Annotated in this window: 17 protein-coding genes; 13 read left to right on the top strand and 4 right to left on the bottom strand. The window is 72.4% G+C overall.

The genetic code is table 11. The annotated features are described in order from the left end of the window. Positions 1-48 precede the first annotated feature (48 nt). Together glgP and AB0K82_RS15755 are read left to right on the top strand one after the other, a co-directional pair. Positions 49-2646, top strand: coding sequence for an alpha-glucan family phosphorylase (gene glgP, locus AB0K82_RS15760; protein WP_364397366.1), 2598 nt, complete (start codon positions 49-51; stop codon positions 2644-2646). 144 nt (positions 2647-2790) lie between these two features. Further along, a complete protein-coding gene (locus tag AB0K82_RS15755) occupies positions 2791-2970 on the top strand; it encodes a hypothetical protein (protein WP_364397363.1) in 180 nt (59 codons plus the stop codon). A gap of 54 nt (positions 2971-3024) precedes the next feature. On the opposite strand, the gene AB0K82_RS15750 is transcribed toward AB0K82_RS15755, so the two are convergent. Both AB0K82_RS15750 and AB0K82_RS15745 read right to left on the bottom strand, forming a co-directional pair. Further along, positions 3025-3117, bottom strand: coding sequence for a DUF397 domain-containing protein (locus AB0K82_RS15750; protein WP_364397360.1), 93 nt, complete (start codon positions 3115-3117; stop codon positions 3025-3027). After that, positions 3114-3914, bottom strand: coding sequence for a helix-turn-helix transcriptional regulator (locus AB0K82_RS15745; RefSeq protein ID WP_364397357.1), 801 nt, complete (start codon positions 3912-3914; stop codon positions 3114-3116). Before AB0K82_RS15745 ends, AB0K82_RS15750 begins: the two co-directional genes overlap by 4 nt. Positions 3915-4037: 123 nt before the next feature. On the opposite strand from AB0K82_RS15745, the gene AB0K82_RS15740 reads away from it, so the two are divergent. Together AB0K82_RS15740 and AB0K82_RS15735 are read left to right on the top strand one after the other, a co-directional pair. Next, positions 4038-4319, top strand: a complete 282-nt coding sequence (locus tag AB0K82_RS15740) for a hypothetical protein (RefSeq protein WP_364397354.1) — start codon at positions 4038-4040, stop codon at positions 4317-4319. After that, positions 4316-4492, top strand: a complete 177-nt coding sequence (locus tag AB0K82_RS15735; RefSeq protein WP_364397351.1) for a hypothetical protein — start codon at positions 4316-4318, stop codon at positions 4490-4492. The genes AB0K82_RS15740 and AB0K82_RS15735 overlap by 4 nt, the downstream gene beginning before the upstream one ends. Positions 4493-4634: 142 nt before the next feature. On the opposite strand, the gene AB0K82_RS15730 is transcribed toward AB0K82_RS15735, so the two are convergent. Both AB0K82_RS15730 and AB0K82_RS15725 read right to left on the bottom strand, forming a co-directional pair. Beyond that, a complete protein-coding gene (locus tag AB0K82_RS15730) occupies positions 4635-5438 on the bottom strand; it encodes an SWIM zinc finger family protein (RefSeq protein WP_364397348.1) in 804 nt (267 codons plus the stop codon). Beyond that, positions 5438-8437 carry an SNF2-related protein gene (locus AB0K82_RS15725; RefSeq protein ID WP_364397345.1) on the bottom strand — a complete coding sequence of 1000 codons (3000 nt, stop codon included), beginning with the start codon at positions 8435-8437 and terminating at the stop codon, positions 5438-5440. The genes AB0K82_RS15730 and AB0K82_RS15725 overlap by 1 nt, the downstream gene beginning before the upstream one ends. Positions 8438-8582: 145 nt before the next feature. Here AB0K82_RS15725 and AB0K82_RS15720 point away from each other — a divergent pair, with 145 nt between their 5' ends. The 9 genes from AB0K82_RS15720 to AB0K82_RS15680 all read left to right on the top strand — a co-directional run bounded on the left by AB0K82_RS15720 (position 8583) and on the right by AB0K82_RS15680 (position 17192). Next, complete coding sequence (locus tag AB0K82_RS15720; protein WP_364397342.1) at positions 8583-9362, top strand: enoyl-CoA hydratase-related protein; 780 nt, start codon at positions 8583-8585, stop codon at positions 9360-9362. Between the two features lie 97 nt (positions 9363-9459). Then, positions 9460-10329, top strand: a complete 870-nt coding sequence (locus tag AB0K82_RS15715) for a heavy metal-binding domain-containing protein (protein ID WP_364397339.1) — start codon at positions 9460-9462, stop codon at positions 10327-10329. 4 nt (positions 10330-10333) lie between these two features. After that, entirely contained in the window at positions 10334-11149 is an 816-nt protein-coding gene (locus tag AB0K82_RS15710; RefSeq protein ID WP_364397336.1) for a heavy metal-binding domain-containing protein, read from the top strand. Between the two features lie 13 nt (positions 11150-11162). After that, complete coding sequence (locus AB0K82_RS15705) at positions 11163-11555, top strand: hypothetical protein (protein ID WP_364397333.1); 393 nt, start codon at positions 11163-11165, stop codon at positions 11553-11555. 59 nt (positions 11556-11614) lie between these two features. Then, positions 11615-12457 (top strand): M55 family metallopeptidase, encoded by an 843-nt coding sequence (locus AB0K82_RS15700; protein WP_364397330.1) that lies wholly within the window; start codon positions 11615-11617, stop codon positions 12455-12457. Between the two features lie 20 nt (positions 12458-12477). After that, positions 12478-13005, top strand: coding sequence for a YbaK/EbsC family protein (locus AB0K82_RS15695; protein WP_364397327.1), 528 nt, complete (start codon positions 12478-12480; stop codon positions 13003-13005). A 66-nt stretch (positions 13006-13071) separates the two neighbouring features. Further along, on the top strand, positions 13072-13881 hold the full coding sequence (locus AB0K82_RS15690; RefSeq protein WP_364397324.1) for a serine/threonine-protein kinase: 810 nt from the start codon (positions 13072-13074) through the stop codon (positions 13879-13881). A 32-nt stretch (positions 13882-13913) separates the two neighbouring features. Then, positions 13914-15593, top strand: a complete 1680-nt coding sequence (locus tag AB0K82_RS15685) for a serine/threonine-protein kinase (RefSeq protein WP_364397321.1) — start codon at positions 13914-13916, stop codon at positions 15591-15593. A gap of 33 nt (positions 15594-15626) precedes the next feature. Beyond that, positions 15627-17192 carry a protein kinase gene (locus AB0K82_RS15680; protein ID WP_364397318.1) on the top strand — a complete coding sequence of 522 codons (1566 nt, stop codon included), beginning with the start codon at positions 15627-15629 and terminating at the stop codon, positions 17190-17192. The last annotated feature ends 134 nt before the right edge of the window (positions 17193-17326 follow it).

Genomic DNA, 17326 nt, shown 5'->3' with positions numbered 1-17326 from the left:
CGGGTTCGGGTCGCGAGCACCGGCCCGGACCGATTAGTGTCGCCGCACGTGAAGGCGATCCGCAGATTCACCGTCCGCTCCGTCCTGCCCGAGCCGCTGCAGCCGCTCGAGGAACTCGTTCTCAACCTGCGCTGGTCATGGCATCCGGAGACGCTCGAACTCTTCGAGTCGGTCGATCCGGACCTGTGGGAGGCCAGTCGGCACGACCCGGTGCGCCTGCTCGGCGAGGTCTCGCCCGAGCGCCTGTCCGCTCTCACCGGTGACCGGCGCTTCCTGCGTGCCCTCGGCGACGCCGTCGACGACCTCCGGGAGTACGTCGACGCACCGCGCTGGTACCAGACGCTCACCGACGCGCCCACGGCGATCGCCTACTTCTCCCCGGAGTACGGCATCGCCGCCGCGCTGCCGCAGTACTCCGGTGGCCTGGGCATTCTCGCCGGCGATCACCTCAAGACCGCCAGCGACCTGGGCGTGCCCATCGTCGGGGTTGGACTGCTGTACCGCCACGGTTACTTCTCCCAGTCGCTCTCGCCGGACGGCTGGCAGCAGGAGCGCTACCCCCCGATCGACCCGGCCGGGCTCCCGCTGACCCTCCTGCGCGAGGCCGACGGCACGCCCGCGCGGGTCGGCGTCGGCCTGCCCGAGGGCCGCTCCCTGCGGGCCCAGATCTGGATCGCGAAGGTCGGCCGCGTGCCGCTGCTCCTCCTCGACTCCGACGTCGAGGAGAACGACCCGGTCTCCCGCGACGTCACCGACCGCCTGTACGGCGGCGGCACCGACCACCGCCTCCTCCAGGAGATGCTGCTCGGCATCGGCGGCGTCCGCGCGATCCGCGCCTACTCCCGCATCACCGGACACCCCGCCCCGGAGGTGTTCCACACCAACGAGGGCCACGCCGGTTTCCTCGGCCTCGAACGGATCCGCGAGTACATCGACGACCAGGGGCTGACCTTCGACGAGGCCCTCGAGGCCACCCGGGCGGGCACGGTCTTCACCACCCACACCCCGGTCCCGGCCGGCATCGACCGGTTCCCGCGTGAGCTGATCGAGCGGTACTTCGGCGGCTCCAACGAGGAGGGCAGCCTGCCCTCCGACCGCATCCTCGCGCTCGGCGCCGAGTCGTACGAGGAGGGCGACCCCGCCGTCTTCAACATGGCGGTCATGGGCATGCGCCTCGCCCAGCGCGTCAACGGCGTCTCCGAACTGCACGGCCACGTCAGCCGCGAGATGTTCGGCGGCCTGTGGCCCGGGTTCGACACCGACGAGGTCCCGATCGGCTCGATCACCAACGGCGTCCACGGGGCGACGTGGGTCGCGCCCGAGATCATCGACCTGGCCCGCCGCGAGCTGCCCGACATCGTCGAGCTCGGGCGCGGCTGGGAGGGCGTCGAGAAGGTCTCCGCGTCCGAGATCTGGCGCATCCGGCGCACGCTGCGCGCCCGGCTCGTCGAGGACGCCCGGCGGCGGCTGCGGGAGTCCTGGCGCCAGCGTGGCGCCAGCGAGGCCGAGCTGACCTGGATCGACGACGCGCTCGACCCGGACGTCCTGACGATCGGCTTCGCCCGCCGCGTCCCGTCCTACAAGCGGCTCACCCTGATGCTGCGCGACCCGGAGCGGCTCAAGTCGATCCTGCTCGACCCCGAGCGGCCCGTGCAGATCATCATCGCCGGCAAGGCACACCCGGCGGACGAGGGCGGCAAGCGGCTGATCCAGGACATCGTCCGGTTCACCGACGACCCCGCCGTGCGGCACCGCATCGTGTTCCTGCCGGACTACGACATGGCGCTCGGCCAGGCGCTCGTCCAGGGCTGCGACGTCTGGATGAACAACCCGCTGCGCCCGCTCGAGGCGTGCGGCACCTCCGGCATGAAGGTCGCCCTCAACGGCGGGCTCAACCTCTCCATCCGCGACGGCTGGTGGGACGAGTGGTTCGACGGCAACAACGGCTGGGCGATCCCGTCCGCCGACCGCGCCGACGACCCGGACCACCGCGACGACATCGAGGCCCAGGCCCTCTACGAGCTGATCGAGGACCACGTCTCCGCGCTGTTCTACGACCGCCCGGGAGACGGCCTGCCGCGCCGCTGGCTGGAGATGGTCAAGCACACGCTGGCCTCCCTCGGCCCGAAGGTCCTCGCGGGGCGCATGCTGCGCGACTACGTGCAGGAGCTGTACGCCCCGGCGGCCGGGTCGGCCCGCCGGCTGTCCGCCGACGGCAACGCGGGCGCGAAGGCGCTCGCCACCTGGCGGCACCGGATCGCCAAGGCCTGGCCGGCCGTCTCGGTCGAGCACATCGAGTCCACCGGCGCGGGCAAGACCCCGCACCTGGGCACGCGCCTGACCGTACGGGCCACCGTCCAGCTCGGCGAGCTGCGGCCGGATGACGTCGCCGTCGAGGTGGCGTACGGCCGGGTCGATGACAACGACGCCCTCGTCAGCCCGTCCTACCTGGAGCTCGACCAGGCCGAGGACCTCGGCGAGGGCCGCTACCGCCTCACCGGCGAGGTCCCTCTGGACCGGACCGGGCCGTTCGGGTACAGCGTCCGCGTCGTGCCCCGGCACGAGCTGCTGGCCTCCCGCGCGGAGACGGGCCTGATCGCCCTGCCCCCGGCGCCGATCGGCATGACCAACGGCGACCTGCGCTGACCACCCCGAACGTCCCCGGACCCGATGACGGGTCCGGGGACGTTCGCGCACCGCGGTCCTGGCGACCGTCGTGCTGGCCTCTTCCGGCCTCGTCGCCGTCGCCGCCCCGGCGTACGCGTCCGGCCCCTGCGGAAGCGGAAAGTCGTGAAGATCGCCAAGCACACCGATTCGCTGTGGACGGTCAACCAGGGGAATTTCGCATATTACGCAGGCCCGGTGTACGTCTCGGCCGCAGGCCAGTGCATCGATCTCGAGGCTCAGATCGACAACACGACCCAGACCGACAACGGCTACGCGTTGGAGACCAAGGTCCACTGCGGCTGAGCCGAGAGCGCCCACGAGGTGCCCAGCGGTCCCCCCGCGAGCCCTCGTGGGCCTTCACCGATCGACGTCCTCGTCGAGGGACGTCACCTCGACGCATGTTTCACCGGTGCCGCTATGCGACGATTTCAGCCAGGTTGCACCTGTCATGCCCATTGTTTCGCCACTTCCGCCAGCAGATCGACCGATTGCTTGCCGGGGAGCGCCTCGACGCGCAAAGCCTCCCAGATCCGCTTAATCGTAGCGACGTCCTCGGCGGCGTCGATGATGTCGCCGCTGAAGGTGTCCTCTACGTAGGCGGCCTCGCGGCCGTCGAAGCCGAGGATGAGGAATCCGCCGGCCAGCCCCGGATACGCGCCAACGCCGCTCGGAATGATCTGGATGACGACCCCCGGACGCTCCGCGACGACGAGTAGATGTGCGAGCTGCTCGCGCATCACCTCCGGGCCGCCGACCGGCCTGCGGAGGACCGACTCGTCCATGATCGCGACGAGCAGGGGAGGGTCGTCCGCGGCCAGGATCGCCTGTCGTTCCAAGCGTGCCTGGACGAGCTCGTCGACGTCCGGATAGTGCCGGCCGGACCGGAGGAGGACCTCCCGCGCGTAGTCGCCGGTCTGCAACAGTCCGGGTACGAGGAGCGGCTGGTAGGTGGACAGCGATGACGACCGCACCTCGATCTCCAGCAGCCTTCCGAGCCACTCTGGAGCGTCACTGGTCACGAGTTCGGTGATCATCCGGGCGAGGATCTCGTCGACCTCGAGGACCTCGATGAGCGGTGCGACGTATTTCGGCTTGGGGATCCGTCGGCCCGACTCCCACGCCGCGACGAGCGAGTCCGACGCGTAGATCGATTTGGCGAGGGCTGCCTGGGTCATTCCTTTTCGTTCACGTGCCCGGCGCAGTTCTTTGGCGACGAACGCGCGTGGTGTCAGGTGGTTTCCGGTCATCGCTGCCGCACACCTCCGTACAAGCGGATGCGTCTCCTTACAGGTCGTTGTGCTGCCTTTGAGTGTTCCATGGGCATGTGGGGACCGGCATTCTGTTCGAGAAATCGACGAAAGGAATCGCCGATGGCGATCAACGACCGAGGTGACGTTCACACCCTCGTGACCCGGCTCGCCGAGGAATGCGAAAAGGTGGGCTTGACCGCTACGGTCCTCAGTCCGACCCGAGTCCACGTCAGCGCGGGCGCCCACTCCCGCCTTACCGAGACGATTCGGTGTCATCCGGACGCCGATGAGGAGCTGATGTGGTGGTGGAGCTGGGGCGAGCCGATCTGCCTGGCAACCAGCATCGACCTCGCCGTACGGCACATCGCGCACGTCGTCGCCCCACGGGGCGGAGACCGGTGAACGATCTCCAGCGCGCGATCGACAACTTCTACGCGACCCTGGACTCGCTGCGGTTTCAGGGTGTTTCGCAAGTCGCCGAGATCCAGCAGCTCGAGGTTCTAGTCCGGAAATATCCGGAACAGGCGCAGCGATTCCTGGAACGATTGGGGAGGCATCGTCGCGGGCGGCGATGAACCGCCGCCAACGGATGGTGCTCGCCGTTCTGGTGTGTCTACTGAGCGGAGAGAATTCTCGGCTCAGTAGACACACCAGGATTCGCTGGCACACTGGGACGGCTGGCTATGGCGGTGTTCGCCGGATATGGACTAGGGGCCGTTATTCCGATTGTTCGAGGGCGGGGAGGGCCTCGTAGGCGGGTTTGAGGGCGTTGACGAGGTCCTTGCGGCGGACCTTGACCTTGGGCGGGTCGAGGAGGCGGAGCAGCAGGCCCGGCGGGACAGGGGGAGCGGGCGGGCGGTCGCGGACGACGGCGGGCGCCCAGAAGTCGTCCATCCGCTCGGCCAGCGGTGTCTCCTCGATCTCCAGGGGGTCGACCTCGGCGGGTTCGAGGCGGCGCAGGCCGGCGAGCAGGTCGTCCTTGGTGCGGCCGTGCCAGGCGAGGATGAGGAACGGGTCGTCGTCGAACGCCTCCGCGAGGAGGTAGAGCACGGCGGCGGTGTGCTTGCACGGGTCTCCCCAGTCGGGGCAGCTGCACATCAGGTGCATGTCCGCCGACGACTGCGGGAACAGCGAGACGCCGAAGATGGCGAAGACGTCCTCGATCTCCGGCGGCATCTCACCGGCCAGCAGCCGGGCCCGGAACACCGCCTGGGAGGCCAGGGCCTCCTCGATCGACTCCCAGACCGTGTCCTTGATCGGATCGATGCCGATCGACACCTCGTACGGCTCCGGGTCGGAGCCCTGGACGAGGGCGGTGACCTCGTACGCGTCGATCCGCAGCTCGACCACCTGGCCCTTGCGGGCGTACGTGCGGCCCCGGGTGAGCCGGCCGCGGTCGGCGAAGGACTCCAGGACGTCGATGAAGCGGCGGGACCACCACTCCTCGCCGATCGAGCCGCGCCCGCCGGACTTCGCCTTCAGCCCGCCCTCGACGGGCCGGGCCTTCCCGTAGATCGGCATTAGTCGCTCACCGCCTCGGGGTCGAGTCGCATGATCTCGCGCAGGTCGGCGACGGACAGCTCGGTGAGCCAGCCCTCGCCGGTGCCGACGATGCGCTCGGCCAGGGACTTCTTACGCTCGATCATCTCATCGACGCGCTCCTCGATCGTGCCGACGCAGATGAACTTGCGGACTTGGACGTTCTTGGTCTGCCCGATGCGGAACGCGCGGTCGGTCGCCTGGTCCTCGACGGCGGGGTTCCACCAGCGGTCGACGTGGACGACGTGGTTGGCGGCGGTGAGGTTCAGTCCGGTGCCGGCCGCCTTCAGCGACAGCAGGAAGATCGCGGGATCGGCGTCCTCCTGGAACCGGCGGATCAGCTCGTCGCGCTGCTTCTTGGTGACGCCGCCGTGCAGCCACAGCACCGGGCGGTCGAGCTTGGCCTCCAGGTGCGGCCGCAGCATCGCGCCGAACTCGGCGTACTGGGTGAAGACGAGCGCCTTCTCGCCCTGCTCGACGACCTCGGCGCAGATCTCCTCCAGGCGTTCGAGCTTGCCGGAGCGGCCGTGCAGGCGGGAGCCGTCCTTGAGCAGGTGAGCGGGGTGGTTGCAGACCTGCTTGAGCTTGGCCATGGTCGCCAGCACGAGACCGCGCCGCTCCATGCCCTCGCTGCTGCTGATCTGGTCGAGCATGTCCTCCACGGTCGCCTGGTACAGCGACGCCTGCTCGGGCGTCAGGTTGCACCAGACCTTGATCTCCTGCTTCTCCGGCAGGTCCGTGATGATCGTCTTGTCGGTCTTGAGGCGACGCAGGATGAACGGGCCGGTCGCCCGGTGCAGCGCGGCGGCGGCCTCCTCGTCGCCGTACGCCTCGATCGGCACCGCGAACCGCTCGCGGAAGTACTGGCGCGGCCCGAGCACGCCGGGGTTGGCGAACTCCATGATCGACCACAGCTCGGTCAGGTGGTTCTCCACCGGCGTGCCGGTCAGCGCCAGCTTGCTGCGCGCCGGGATGCTCCGGACCGCCCGCGCCTGCCGGGTGCCGCTGTTCTTCAGCGCCTGCGCCTCGTCGCACACGACCCGATCCCACTCGATCGCGGCGAGCGCCTCGTGGTCCCGCGCGGCGGTGCCATAGGTGGTCAGCACCAGATCGGCCTCCGCCGCCGCCTTCACCAGCTCCTCACCCCGGTGCCGCCCCCCGCCGTGGTGCACGTAGACCCGCAGCTTCGGCGTGAACCGCGCCGCCTCCCGCTGCCAGTTCCCGATCAGCGACATCGGCCCGATCAGCAGCGTCGGGCCGGTTTTTGTCCGATTTACGAGTAGAGCAAGGGTCTGGGCGGTTTTGCCGAGTCCCATATCGTCCGCGAGGATTGCGCCGAGGCCGAGGTTGTCGAGGAAGGACAGCCAGGCGAGGCCGCGTTCCTGGTAGGGGCGGAGGGTGCCCTCGAAGTCGTCCGGGGTGCCGACGGGCTCCAGGCGGCGGTCGGCCTCGCCGGAGAACAGGTCGCCGAGCGGGCCGTCCGCGTCGACCTGGAGCAGCGGCAGCGCGTCGTCGCCCGCGTGGATCGCGGCGCGGACGGCCTGGGCGGCGGTCATCTCGCCGGTGCGGCGCTGCTGAAGGAAGTCGAGGGCGGAGGCGAGCTGGCGCTCGTCGAGCTCCACCCACTTCCCGCGCAGCCGTACGAGCGGGGCCTTGAGCCGGGCCAGTTCGGCCAGCTCCTCCTCGGTGACGTCCTCGCCCTCGATGGCCAGATCCCACCGGAAGTCGACCAGGCTGTCGAGGCCGAAGCCCGAGGAGGTGGCCGCCCCGCCGCCCTCGGTCGTCGTCTTGGTCCGGGTCGTGAGCTTCATGCCCAGCCGGGCGCGGCCCGCCCACTGCGGGAGCTGGACGCCGAAGCCGGCGGCGGACAGCAGCGGCGCGGCCTCGCGGAGGAACCGGAACGCGCCCTCGGCGTCGGTCGTGACGCTGGTCGGCGTGGCGATCCGCAGGGCCTGGGCGAGGTCCGGGTAGAGGCGCAGCGCCCGGCCCAGGCCGGTGAGCAGGGTCTCCTCGGCGTTCGGCACCGAGGTGACCTCGCCCGTCCAGAGGGCGGCGGCCGGGACGTACAGGCTGGGGTCGTCGGTGCCCTGCACCGCGAAATCGACGGTCCACGGCCCCTGCACGGCGACCTCACCCTCGGGTGCCGGGGGCTCGACGAGGCGGAAGCAGACACGGAGCGGGCCGGTCGACTTTCGGGCCGCGGCGGCCCAGTCGTCCAGCTCGGCGGCGAGCGCGTCCGGGTCGTCGCCCGGCTCACGGGACACCGTTGGATCGGGCCCGGTGAGCGCGGCGGCCCAGCGCTCGGTCAGCGGCAGCCGGTCGGGGACCCGCCCCGTGCGCTCGGGCAGCAGCGGGTGCGGCACGACGCCGCGGACGGCCGCGTCGACCAGGCCGGACAGCGCGTCCAGCAGGACGCCGGACGCGGGCAGGCCCTCGTCCGCGGCCCGGCAGGCGGGCGGCATCGCGGCGGCGAGCTCGCGGAACCGCGCGGCGTCGTCGCCGGTGATCACCGGCCGCCACCGGGCCGTCGGGTCGCCGTCCTCCCGGACGAGGGCGGGCAGGACCCGGCCCCGGGCGGCGAGGTGGACGGCCTCCTCGGCGACGTGCGCGAAGAACCGCAGGTCCGCGCCGCGTACGACGTCCTCGGCGTCGCCGGCCAGGTGCAGCAGCGTCATCGCCGCGAACGGGTCCAGCACGAGCGCCGGAACCCGCCAGGGGTGCGGCTTGGGCCGTCCGGACGCCGGCTCGCGCGCCAGCTCGGGTGAGGGGAGCGGCCCGGTGGCGGATCCGGGGAGGATCAGCGTCGGCTCGATCCGCGGCGCGCCCCGCGTCACGGCCGCGTAGGAGGTGCCCTCGAAGTCGGAGGTCGCGAAGGGGTGCGGCTTGGGGGAGACCCGCAGGCGCGTGGTGGCGGGGAGCGCGGAGTCCTCCGCCCACAGGCAGAGCGCACCACCGTGCCAGGTGGCGTGCGCGACGAGCATGATCGCCCCCCGGGATGACGCTGCGGACCAGGTGAAGCTACCAAACGGCCCGGACACTGCTCGCCGTTCCCGCATGCGAGGAGGACCATCCGCGGGCCGGCGGACGTTACGCTCACGACGCACCGCAGTCGATGAGGGAGGCGCCGTGGGCGAGTTCGTACGCGTGGAGGTCGAGGGGGCCGTCGCCACGATCCGGCTGGACCGGCCGAAGGTGAACGCCCTGAACGCGCAGGTCGTGGCCGAGCTGGCCGAGGCGGCGCGGGCCGTGGACGCCGACCCGGCCGTCCGGGCCGTCGTGCTGTACGGCGGCGAGCGGGTGTTCGTGGCCGGAGCGGACATCAAGGAGATGGCCGACCTGCCGTACGCCCGGGCCACCGGGCACGCCCGGGGGCTGCAGGACGCGCTCAACGCCGTGGCGCGGATCGGCAAGCCGGTCGTCGCCGCGATCACGGGCTACGCCCTCGGCGGTGGCCTGGAGCTCGCGCTGTGCGCCGACTTCCGCGTCGCCGGCGAGTCGGCGAAGGTCGGCCAGCCGGAGATCCAGCTCGGCGTCATCCCCGGCGCCGGGGGCACCCAGCGGCTGCCCCGGCTGATCGGCCCGTCCCGCGCCAAGGACCTGATCTTCACCGGACGGCACGTCGGCGCCGAGGAGGCCCTGGCGATCGGCCTGGTGGACCGGGTCGTGCCGGACGATCAGGTGTACGCCGCCGCCACCGAACTGGTCGCGCGGTACGCCACGGGACCGGCGGTCGCGCTGCGCGCCGCCAAGCAGGCGATCGACGCCGGCCTGGAGACCGACCTGGCCACCGGGCTGGAGATCGAGCGGCTGCAGTTCGCGGGCCTGTTCGCCACCGAGGACCAGAAGAACGGCATGCGCAGCTTCGTCGAGGAGGGCCCCGGCAAGGCGCGGTTCACCGGCCGCTGACGGAGTCTCTGCGGCCCGCCTGGACGTCGCAGGCCGCTGAGGGAACCCTGCGGCCCCGTCTGACGTCACACGACACGTGAACGAGTAAGGGGGCAGGGTGTCGAACGAGTCACTGCCGCCCGCGGCACAGGCGAGGCTCGGCCAGGCCCGGCGGTCCGGCACGTGGACCTCCGGTCTCACCGTCGATGAGTTCGCCGGGCTGCGGTCCGTCGGGTTCGAGCCGGTCGGGCAGGTCATGGGCAGCACGGTCCACAACCTGGGCCGGTTCTACCGCGTCTCGGTCAACTGCGGCTACGTGCCCGCCCTTCTCGGCGGCTTCGGCGCCACGGTCACGTCGAGCGCGCCGAAGGCGTTCGGCGGCTTCCGCGATTACATCGACACCCTCTACCGCGCCCGGCGCACCGCCATGAACCGGATGGCGGCCGAGTGCGCCGCGCTGGGTGGTGACGGTGTCGTCGCCGTCGACCTGACCATCGCGCCGTTCCAGGGGGCGGCCCACCACCTGGAGTTCCAGGCGATCGGCACGGCCGTGCGCGCCGCCGGGCCCGTCCGGCCGGGCCGAGTCTTCCTGTCCCACGTCAGCGGCCAGGAGTTCGCGAAGCTGATCGAGACCGGTTGGGTGCCGGTCGACCTCGCGATCGGCGCCTCCGTCGGTATCCGTCACGACGACTGGCGGACGAACCGGACGGCCGGGAGGTTCGCCCCCGCGCAGGAGGTCGGCGGCTGGACCGAGCTCATGGCGGTCACCCGACGCGACGCCCGCAAACGCCTGCGCACCGACGCGAAGCGCACCGGCGCCGACGGCGTCGTGGTGTCCGACATCGACCTGCGGGTCGAGGAACGCCCGTGCACCGTCGCCGACCACCAGCACGACCACGTCGTCGAGACGACGATTCTCGGTACCGCGATCGCCGAGTTCCGCACCCCCCACCGCCCCGTCCGACCGTTGACGATCATGAGGTTGTGAGCAGATGACCGATCCCGTCGCCCAGGGAGTTCCCGCCGACGCGATGACCCGGCTCGCCGAGCTGCGCCCAGGGGCGCCCGGGGCGCTGTTCACCAGCGACCTGTCCGTGAACGAGTTCCTGCTCGTCCGGGAGGCCGGGTTCCGCCCGCTAGGGCTGGTGCTGGGCAGCTCGATCTACCACGTCGGCATCCAGATCGGCCGGTGGAGCAAGAACATGGAGCTGGACCAGCTCTCCGGCGCGATGTACCACGCGCGGGAGCTGGCGATGACCCGCATGGAGGCCGAGGCCGACCAGCTCGGCGCGGACGGCATCGTCGGCGTCCGGCTGCGCGTGGAGTTCCGCGACTTCGGCAGCGACATCGCCGAGTTCATCGCCATCGGCACCGCGGTCAAGGCCGACGACACCTCCCAGAACTGGCGGAACAACAAGAACCAGCCGTTCACCTCCGACCTGAACGGCCAGGACTTCTGGACCCTGATCCAGGCCGGGTACGCGCCGCTGGGCATGGTGATGGGCACCTGCGTCTACCACGTCGCGCACCGCCGGCTCGGTTCGGTGCTCGGCAACCTGGGGCAGAACGTCGAGATCCCGGAGTTCACCCAGGCGCTGTACGACGCGCGGGAGCTGGCGATGACCCGCATGCAGGCCGAGGCGCAGGCCCTGCGCGCCGAGGGCATCGTCGGCGTCTACCTCGACCAGTTCCACCATCAGTGGGGCGGCCACACGATGGAGTTCTTCGCGATCGGCACGGCCGTCCGGCCGCTCCGCGCCGACCACGTCATCGCCAAGCCGCAGATGGTGCTCGGGCTGGACCGCTGATTCACTGATGGCCATGGACTTCGACATGGTGGCCGCCGCGCTGCGCCGCGACACCGCCGACCTCGGGACGTACGCCCGCGTGCTCACCGGCACGCTCGCCGACGCGCTGCCGCCGGGCTGCGTGACCGTCGACTACGAGCGGAGCCTGGGCGACCGGCTGCGCGGCCGCGACGGGCGGGCCCACCGGATCGTGGTCCGGCTCGGCGAGCGCACGCTGTTCCTCACGGCCGGGAACGGCGGGCGGCCGACGGGCGAGATCCACCGCGAGGTACGCGGCGTCGTCCTGTCCCGCGAGCAGGTGACGCTCGACGTCTGGGTGCACGCTCTCACCGAGTCGCTCATCGCCCAGGCCGAGGCGGACGCCCGGGCCGCCGAGGCGCTACGCCGTCTGGTCACCGGCGGCTGACCGCGGCGCACGCCCACGAGGTACGGTCGAGGCTGCCGTCTTCGCGAAGGGAGTCGTCAGTGCGGGTGTTCGTCTCGGTCGACATGGAGGGCGTGTCCGGGCTCACCGATCCGGATGAGATGCGGGCCGGCGGGCGTGGCTACGAGCGCGGCTGCGAGCTGATGACCGCGGACGCGAACGCCGCGGTGGCCGGAGCGTTCGACGCCGGCGCTGACGAGGTGATCGTCACCGACGCGCACGGCAGCACGAAGAACATCCGCGCCGACCTCATCGACGAGCGGTGCACGCTGATCCGCGGGCCGCACCGCCCGCTGCGCATGGGGCAGGGGCTCGACACCGGCCACGCCGCGGCGATGTTCGTGGGCTACCACGCCCGCGCGGGCGTGCCGCACGGCGTGCTCAACCACACGTGGATGGGCTATGAGATCCAGAACCTCTACCTGAACGGCGAGATCTGCGGCGAGATCCGGCTGATCGCCGCGCTGGCCGGGTCGATGGGGGTGCCGGTCGCGCTGGTGGCGGGCGACGAGGCGGCGTGCGCGGAGGCCCGCGAGGTGCTCGGCGACGTCGAGACGGTCGCGGTGAAGAAGGGCATCGACCGCTACTCCGCGCAGCTTCTGCCGCCGGTCCGCGCGCAGGCCCTGATCCGGGAGGCGGCCGACCGCGCCCTCGGGGACCTGAGCCGCCGCCGCCCGTACACGGTGCCGTCCCCGTACACGCTGGGCATCGACTGGGCGTCCACCGCGATGGCGGAGTCCTGCGCCATGATCCCGGGCATCAAGCGGCTCGGCCCCCGGTCGGTCGAGTTCACGACCGACGACTACGCCGACATCGTCGGGGTGCTCGGCATCATGGCCTCGATCGGCGGCAGCGTCGGCTGCACCGGCCAGCACTACGGGTGACGTCGGTAGGGTGACGTGCCATGTGGGGACTTTCGCTCGAGCCCGCCCTTGACCGTACCGATCTGCTCGCCGCGCCCGTGGTCGACACGCTCCGCGCCTGGAAGGGCGAGGACGCCTTCCAGGTGGCCGAGATCGACCCGGAGCTCTCCGACACCGCCGCGTTCTGCGAGCGGTACGGCACTCCGCTCGACGCGTCGGCCAACTGCGTGATCGTCGCCGCCAAGCGGGGCGGCGAGGTGCGGCTCGCGGCCTGTGTGGTGCTCGCCACCACGCGCGCCGACGTCAACGGCGTCGTACGGCGCCGGCTCGACGCGCGGAAGACGTCGTTCGCGCCGCAGGAGCAGGCCGTGGCCGAGACCGGCATGGAGTACGGCGGGATCACGCCGTTCGGCCTGCCCGCCGAGTGGCCGGTCCTGGTCGACCGGGCCGTCGTCGAGACCCCGCAGGTCGTCGTCGGCAGCGGGGTGCGGCGTTCCAAGCTGGTCGTGCCCGGCGCGGCGCTCGCCGCGCTAACCTCGGCCGAGGTCATCGAGGGCCTCGCCCGCTGAGCCCCGGTGACCCCTCGGGCCGGCGCCGTACGGAACCTCCGGAGCGCATCCAGCGTCAAACCGGGCATGAACGCGACGGGAGTTGCGCCACTCGGCTCGTACGAGCTGCGGGAGCGGGTCGGCGAGGGGGCCACGTCCGTGGTGTACCGCGCCACGGACCCGTTCGGGCGGACGGTCGCGGTGAAGGAGCCGCGGCGTGATTTCGCGCACGATCCGGCCGTCCGCCGCCGCTTGGCGCGTGAGGCCCGGACGATGGCGCGGGTGCGCAGCCCGTACGTCGCCGAGGTGTTCGACGCCTGCCTGGACGGCGACCGCCCCCACCTCGTCACCGAGTTCGTCCCGGGGGTGCCCCTCCGGGACCTGGTGACGACGTACGGGCCGCTGTGGGAGGAGGCGTTGCGGGGCTTCGCGGAGCGGTTCGCGCGGGGCCTGGCGGCCGTGCACGGGGCCGGTGTGCTGCACCGGGACCTCAAGCCCGGCAACGTCATGGTGCTCGGCGGCGTACCCAAGATCATTGACTTCGGCATCGCGCGGGACGCCGGGACCGAGGAGGTCACACAGCCGGGCGTTTTGACCGGTACGCCGGGCTACGTCGCGCCCGAGCTGATCGACGGCGGTCGCTGCAGCGAGGCGTCCGACGTGTTCTCGTGGGCCGCCACCGTGGCGTTCGCGGCGACGGGCCGGCCGCCGTTCGGGGCCGGGTCGCTGCACGGCGTCTGCTTCCGGGTGCTGCGCGGGGCCGCCGACCTGGACGGCGTACCCGAGCCGCTGCTGCCGCTGCTGCGCCGGGCCCTGTCCCGCGACCCGGCCGAGCGCCCGGCCGCGTCCCGGCTGGTGGGCAGCCTGGCCGAGCGGCGGCCGGTTCCGGCTTGGTGACCGGTTCCGCCAGGGAGGCGGTGAGGTGACACATGCCCAGGTATCGTGACGCTTCTATGGAGGGGGTAGAGACGTCCGGCGAGAGCATCGGCCGATACCGCCTGATCGAGAAGATCGGGGAAGGCGGGATGGGGGTCGTGCATCTCGCCACCGACCCCTTCGGCCGCAAGGTCGCCGTGAAGGTCCTGCGGCCCGGCGTCGCCTCCGACCAGACGGCCCTGCGGCGGCTCGCCCGCGAGGTCGACTCCATGCGCCGGGTGCACAACCCGCACGTCGCGGAGATCGTCGACGCGGACGTCACGGCCGAGCCGCCCTATGTCGTCACCCAGTTCGTCCCCGGCCGGACCCTGGAGCAGACGGTCCGCGACGACGGCCCGCTGCGCGGCGAGGCGCTGCAGCGGCTGGCGACGGGGCTGGCCGTCGCGCTGACCGCCGTCCACGACGCCGGCATCGTGCACCGGGACCTGAAGCCGGGCAACGTCATGTTCCTGGAGAACGGCGAGCCGGTCGTCATCGACTTCGGCATCGCGCAGGGCGTCGACGCGACCCGGTTGACCGCGACCGGGCTCGTCATCGGCACTCCCGGCTACCTCGCGCCCGAGATCATCGAGGGAGAGGACGCCGGCGCGCCCGCTGACGTCCACGCCTGGGCCGGCACGATCGCGTACGCCGCGACCGGGCGGGCGCCGTTCGGCGGCGGCACGTTCGAGTCGATCTTCTACAAGATCATGGAGGGCCGGCCGGACCTGGACGGCGTGCCCGAGGCGCTGCTCCCGGTCGTCCGGGCGGCGATGGCGCGCAACCCGGCCGAGCGGCCCACCGCGCACGCCCTCGTCGAGCTGACCAGGCGCATCGACGTCGACGCCACCCGGCTGGACCCGCCGTCGTCCCAGACCAAGCGGCTCACCGCGGTCTCGGCCCCGCCGCCGCCAGCCCCGGCCCGCCCGCGCGACTTCGTGGGCCAGCTGCCGCCGGCGCCGCCCCCGCCACCCCCGCAGCCGTACGCCCGTTCCCCGTATGACCCGCAGGGGCGGGAGGACGCGCCCGGATACGCGCAGCGTCCGCCGAAGCCGCAGCGCACGCCGAACCCGCCGCGGCCGGACGAGCCGAAGCCGTACGGCGTCTACCGCTTCCTCAGCCTGCTGCTCCTCGTCGGCGGGGTCGGGCTGTCTCTCGTGACGCCCACGATCGCGCTGATCGTCGTGCTGGCCGTCCTGCTGGTCCTGCGGACCGCCGACCGCGGCCACAAGGAGCTCAGTTCCAAGCGCACCCGGCGCGGACCGCGCTCGGGCGACCTGGCCGCGGTGATCGTCAAGTCGCCGTTCACGGCGGTCCGGGCGGCGCTGGGCATGCTGCTGGTCAGCCCCCTGGCGATCATGGCCGGCACCGTCGTGCTGCTGATCGGACTGGTCGCCAAGTCCGCGCTGCCGATCCCGCGGGCGGTCGCGCTGGGCGCGGCGGCGTTCGTGATCGTGCAGTGCCTGGGGCCGGGCAGCGAGCCCGCGCGCCGGCAGCTCGCCCGGTTCTGGGGCGCCGTGCTGCCGCGACGCGACCAGGCGCTGATCGCGCTGGCCGTCATAGGGTTCGTCGTCTTCCTGATCGTGTCCTTCGCGCTCAGCCAGACGCCGGATCTGCGGCCGTTCGCCGGCGGGTCGTTCACGCGGAACCTCGCCCACGTGCGCTCCGGAATCCGGAGCCTGCTCGGCGGCTGACCCGGGCGGCACCCGACCAAGGAAGATCGAACCATGCCAGTGGAGGACGCCCCGGTGGAGAAGGTCGGCCCCTACCGGGTCGTGGCGACCCTCGGCGAGGGCGGCATGGGCGTCGTCCATCGGGCGGTCGATGACCTCGGCCGCGAGGTGGCCCTGAAGATCGTGCGGGCGGAGTACACCGAGGACACGACCTTCCGGCGGCGGCTCGCCCGCGAGGTCGACACGATGCGGCGGGTGCGGAGCCCGTACGTCGCCGAGGTCCTCGACGCCGACGTCGCGGCCGAACGCCCCTACATCGTCACCCGCTTCATCGACGGCCACCCGCTCGACGGCGTCGTCCGGGCGGCCGGGCCGCTGTCCGGCGGACCGCTGGCGCGCGTGGCGGTCGGCCTCGCCGAGGCGCTGGTCGCCATCCACCGGGCGGGCGTCGTCCACCGGGACCTCAAACCGAACAACGTCATGATGGTCGACGGGGCGCCGGTGGTGATCGACTTCGGCATCGCCCACGGGATGGACGCCACCCGGCTCACCCAGACCGGAATGGTCGTCGGCACGCCGGGCTACCTCGGGCCGGAGATCATCGACGGCAGGCCGCCGGGCCCCGCGGTCGACGTCTACGGGTGGGCGGCGACCGTCGCGTTCGCCGCGACCGGGCGCGCGCCGTTCGGCGGCGGCTCGCTGGAGGCGGTGCTGGCCCGCATCCTCACAGGCAACCCCGATCTCGACGGCGTCCCGTCGTCCCTCGAACCGCTGCTGCGCACGGCCCTCGCCCGCGACCCGGAGGCCAGGCCGGCCGCCACGGAACTGGCGGGCCGGGTGCGGGTGCTCGACCTCGGCGCCCCACCGCCCATCGGCGCGAAGGCCATGGGCCCGGCCGCCGACGCCGCGGGCCACCCGGGGACGCCGCCGAACTCCCGGCCGTCGGGCCCCTTCGCGGCGTCGCGCGCCTCCGGGCCCTCGGCGGGTCCGCCGTCCGGATCGATCCCGCCGCATCCGGCGCCACGTGTGGCGCTCGGCTGGTACAAGCTGCTCGCCTACCTGGTGATCCTCACGGCCGTGGCGGTCTGCGCCGTGGTCCCGGTCGTCGGCCTGCCCGTCGTGGTGGCGGGCACCTGGTACCTGCGGGCGGGGGACTCGGCCGTCCGCTCCCGCCGGACGCCGGTCCGCGGGGCAGAGGACCTCGCGCTGGCGCCCTTGCGCGTTCCGGAGTCGCTGAGCCGGTCCACCGGAGCGCTGGTGCCCGCCCTGGTGTACGCGGGCGTGGCGGCGGCGGTGACCGCCCTGGCGCTGCTCGTCTGGGCCGCCACGCATGGCGTCTCCTGGCCGGACGCCGTGGCCCGGTGGAGCGCGGCGGTGTTCGCCGGCGTGACGCTCGCGGGTCCCGGCGTCATGGCGCCGCGCCGCCAGCTGGTCCGGCTGCTGTCGGCGCTGGCCCAGAGGCCCCGGCAGGCCGCGTCGGTGGGCCTGTGCCTGGCCGGGTTCACCTCGCTCGCGGTCGCGGCCGGGTGGCTGGTCCGGCCGCGATGGTGGCCGATCGGCGACCGGGCCGGTGCCATCGCCGATCTCACGGACCGGATCGCCACGCTCCTGCACCACTGACGCGCGCCGGGTCCCCGATCGGGGCGGACGACCTCGACGCGGGTTCCCGGATACCCGCGGCGTGTTCCGGTGCCGTGCAGACGACCTCGGCGCGGGGTCACGGATACCCGCGGCGCGCCCCGGTGCCGGGCGGA

Origin of the sequence: Actinoallomurus sp. NPDC052274 (genome assembly GCF_040679475.1) — a bacterium.
Taxonomy (GTDB): domain Bacteria; phylum Actinomycetota; class Actinomycetes; order Streptosporangiales; family Streptosporangiaceae; genus Actinoallomurus; species Actinoallomurus liliacearum.
This window is presented reverse-complemented; position numbering and strand designations above follow the sequence as displayed.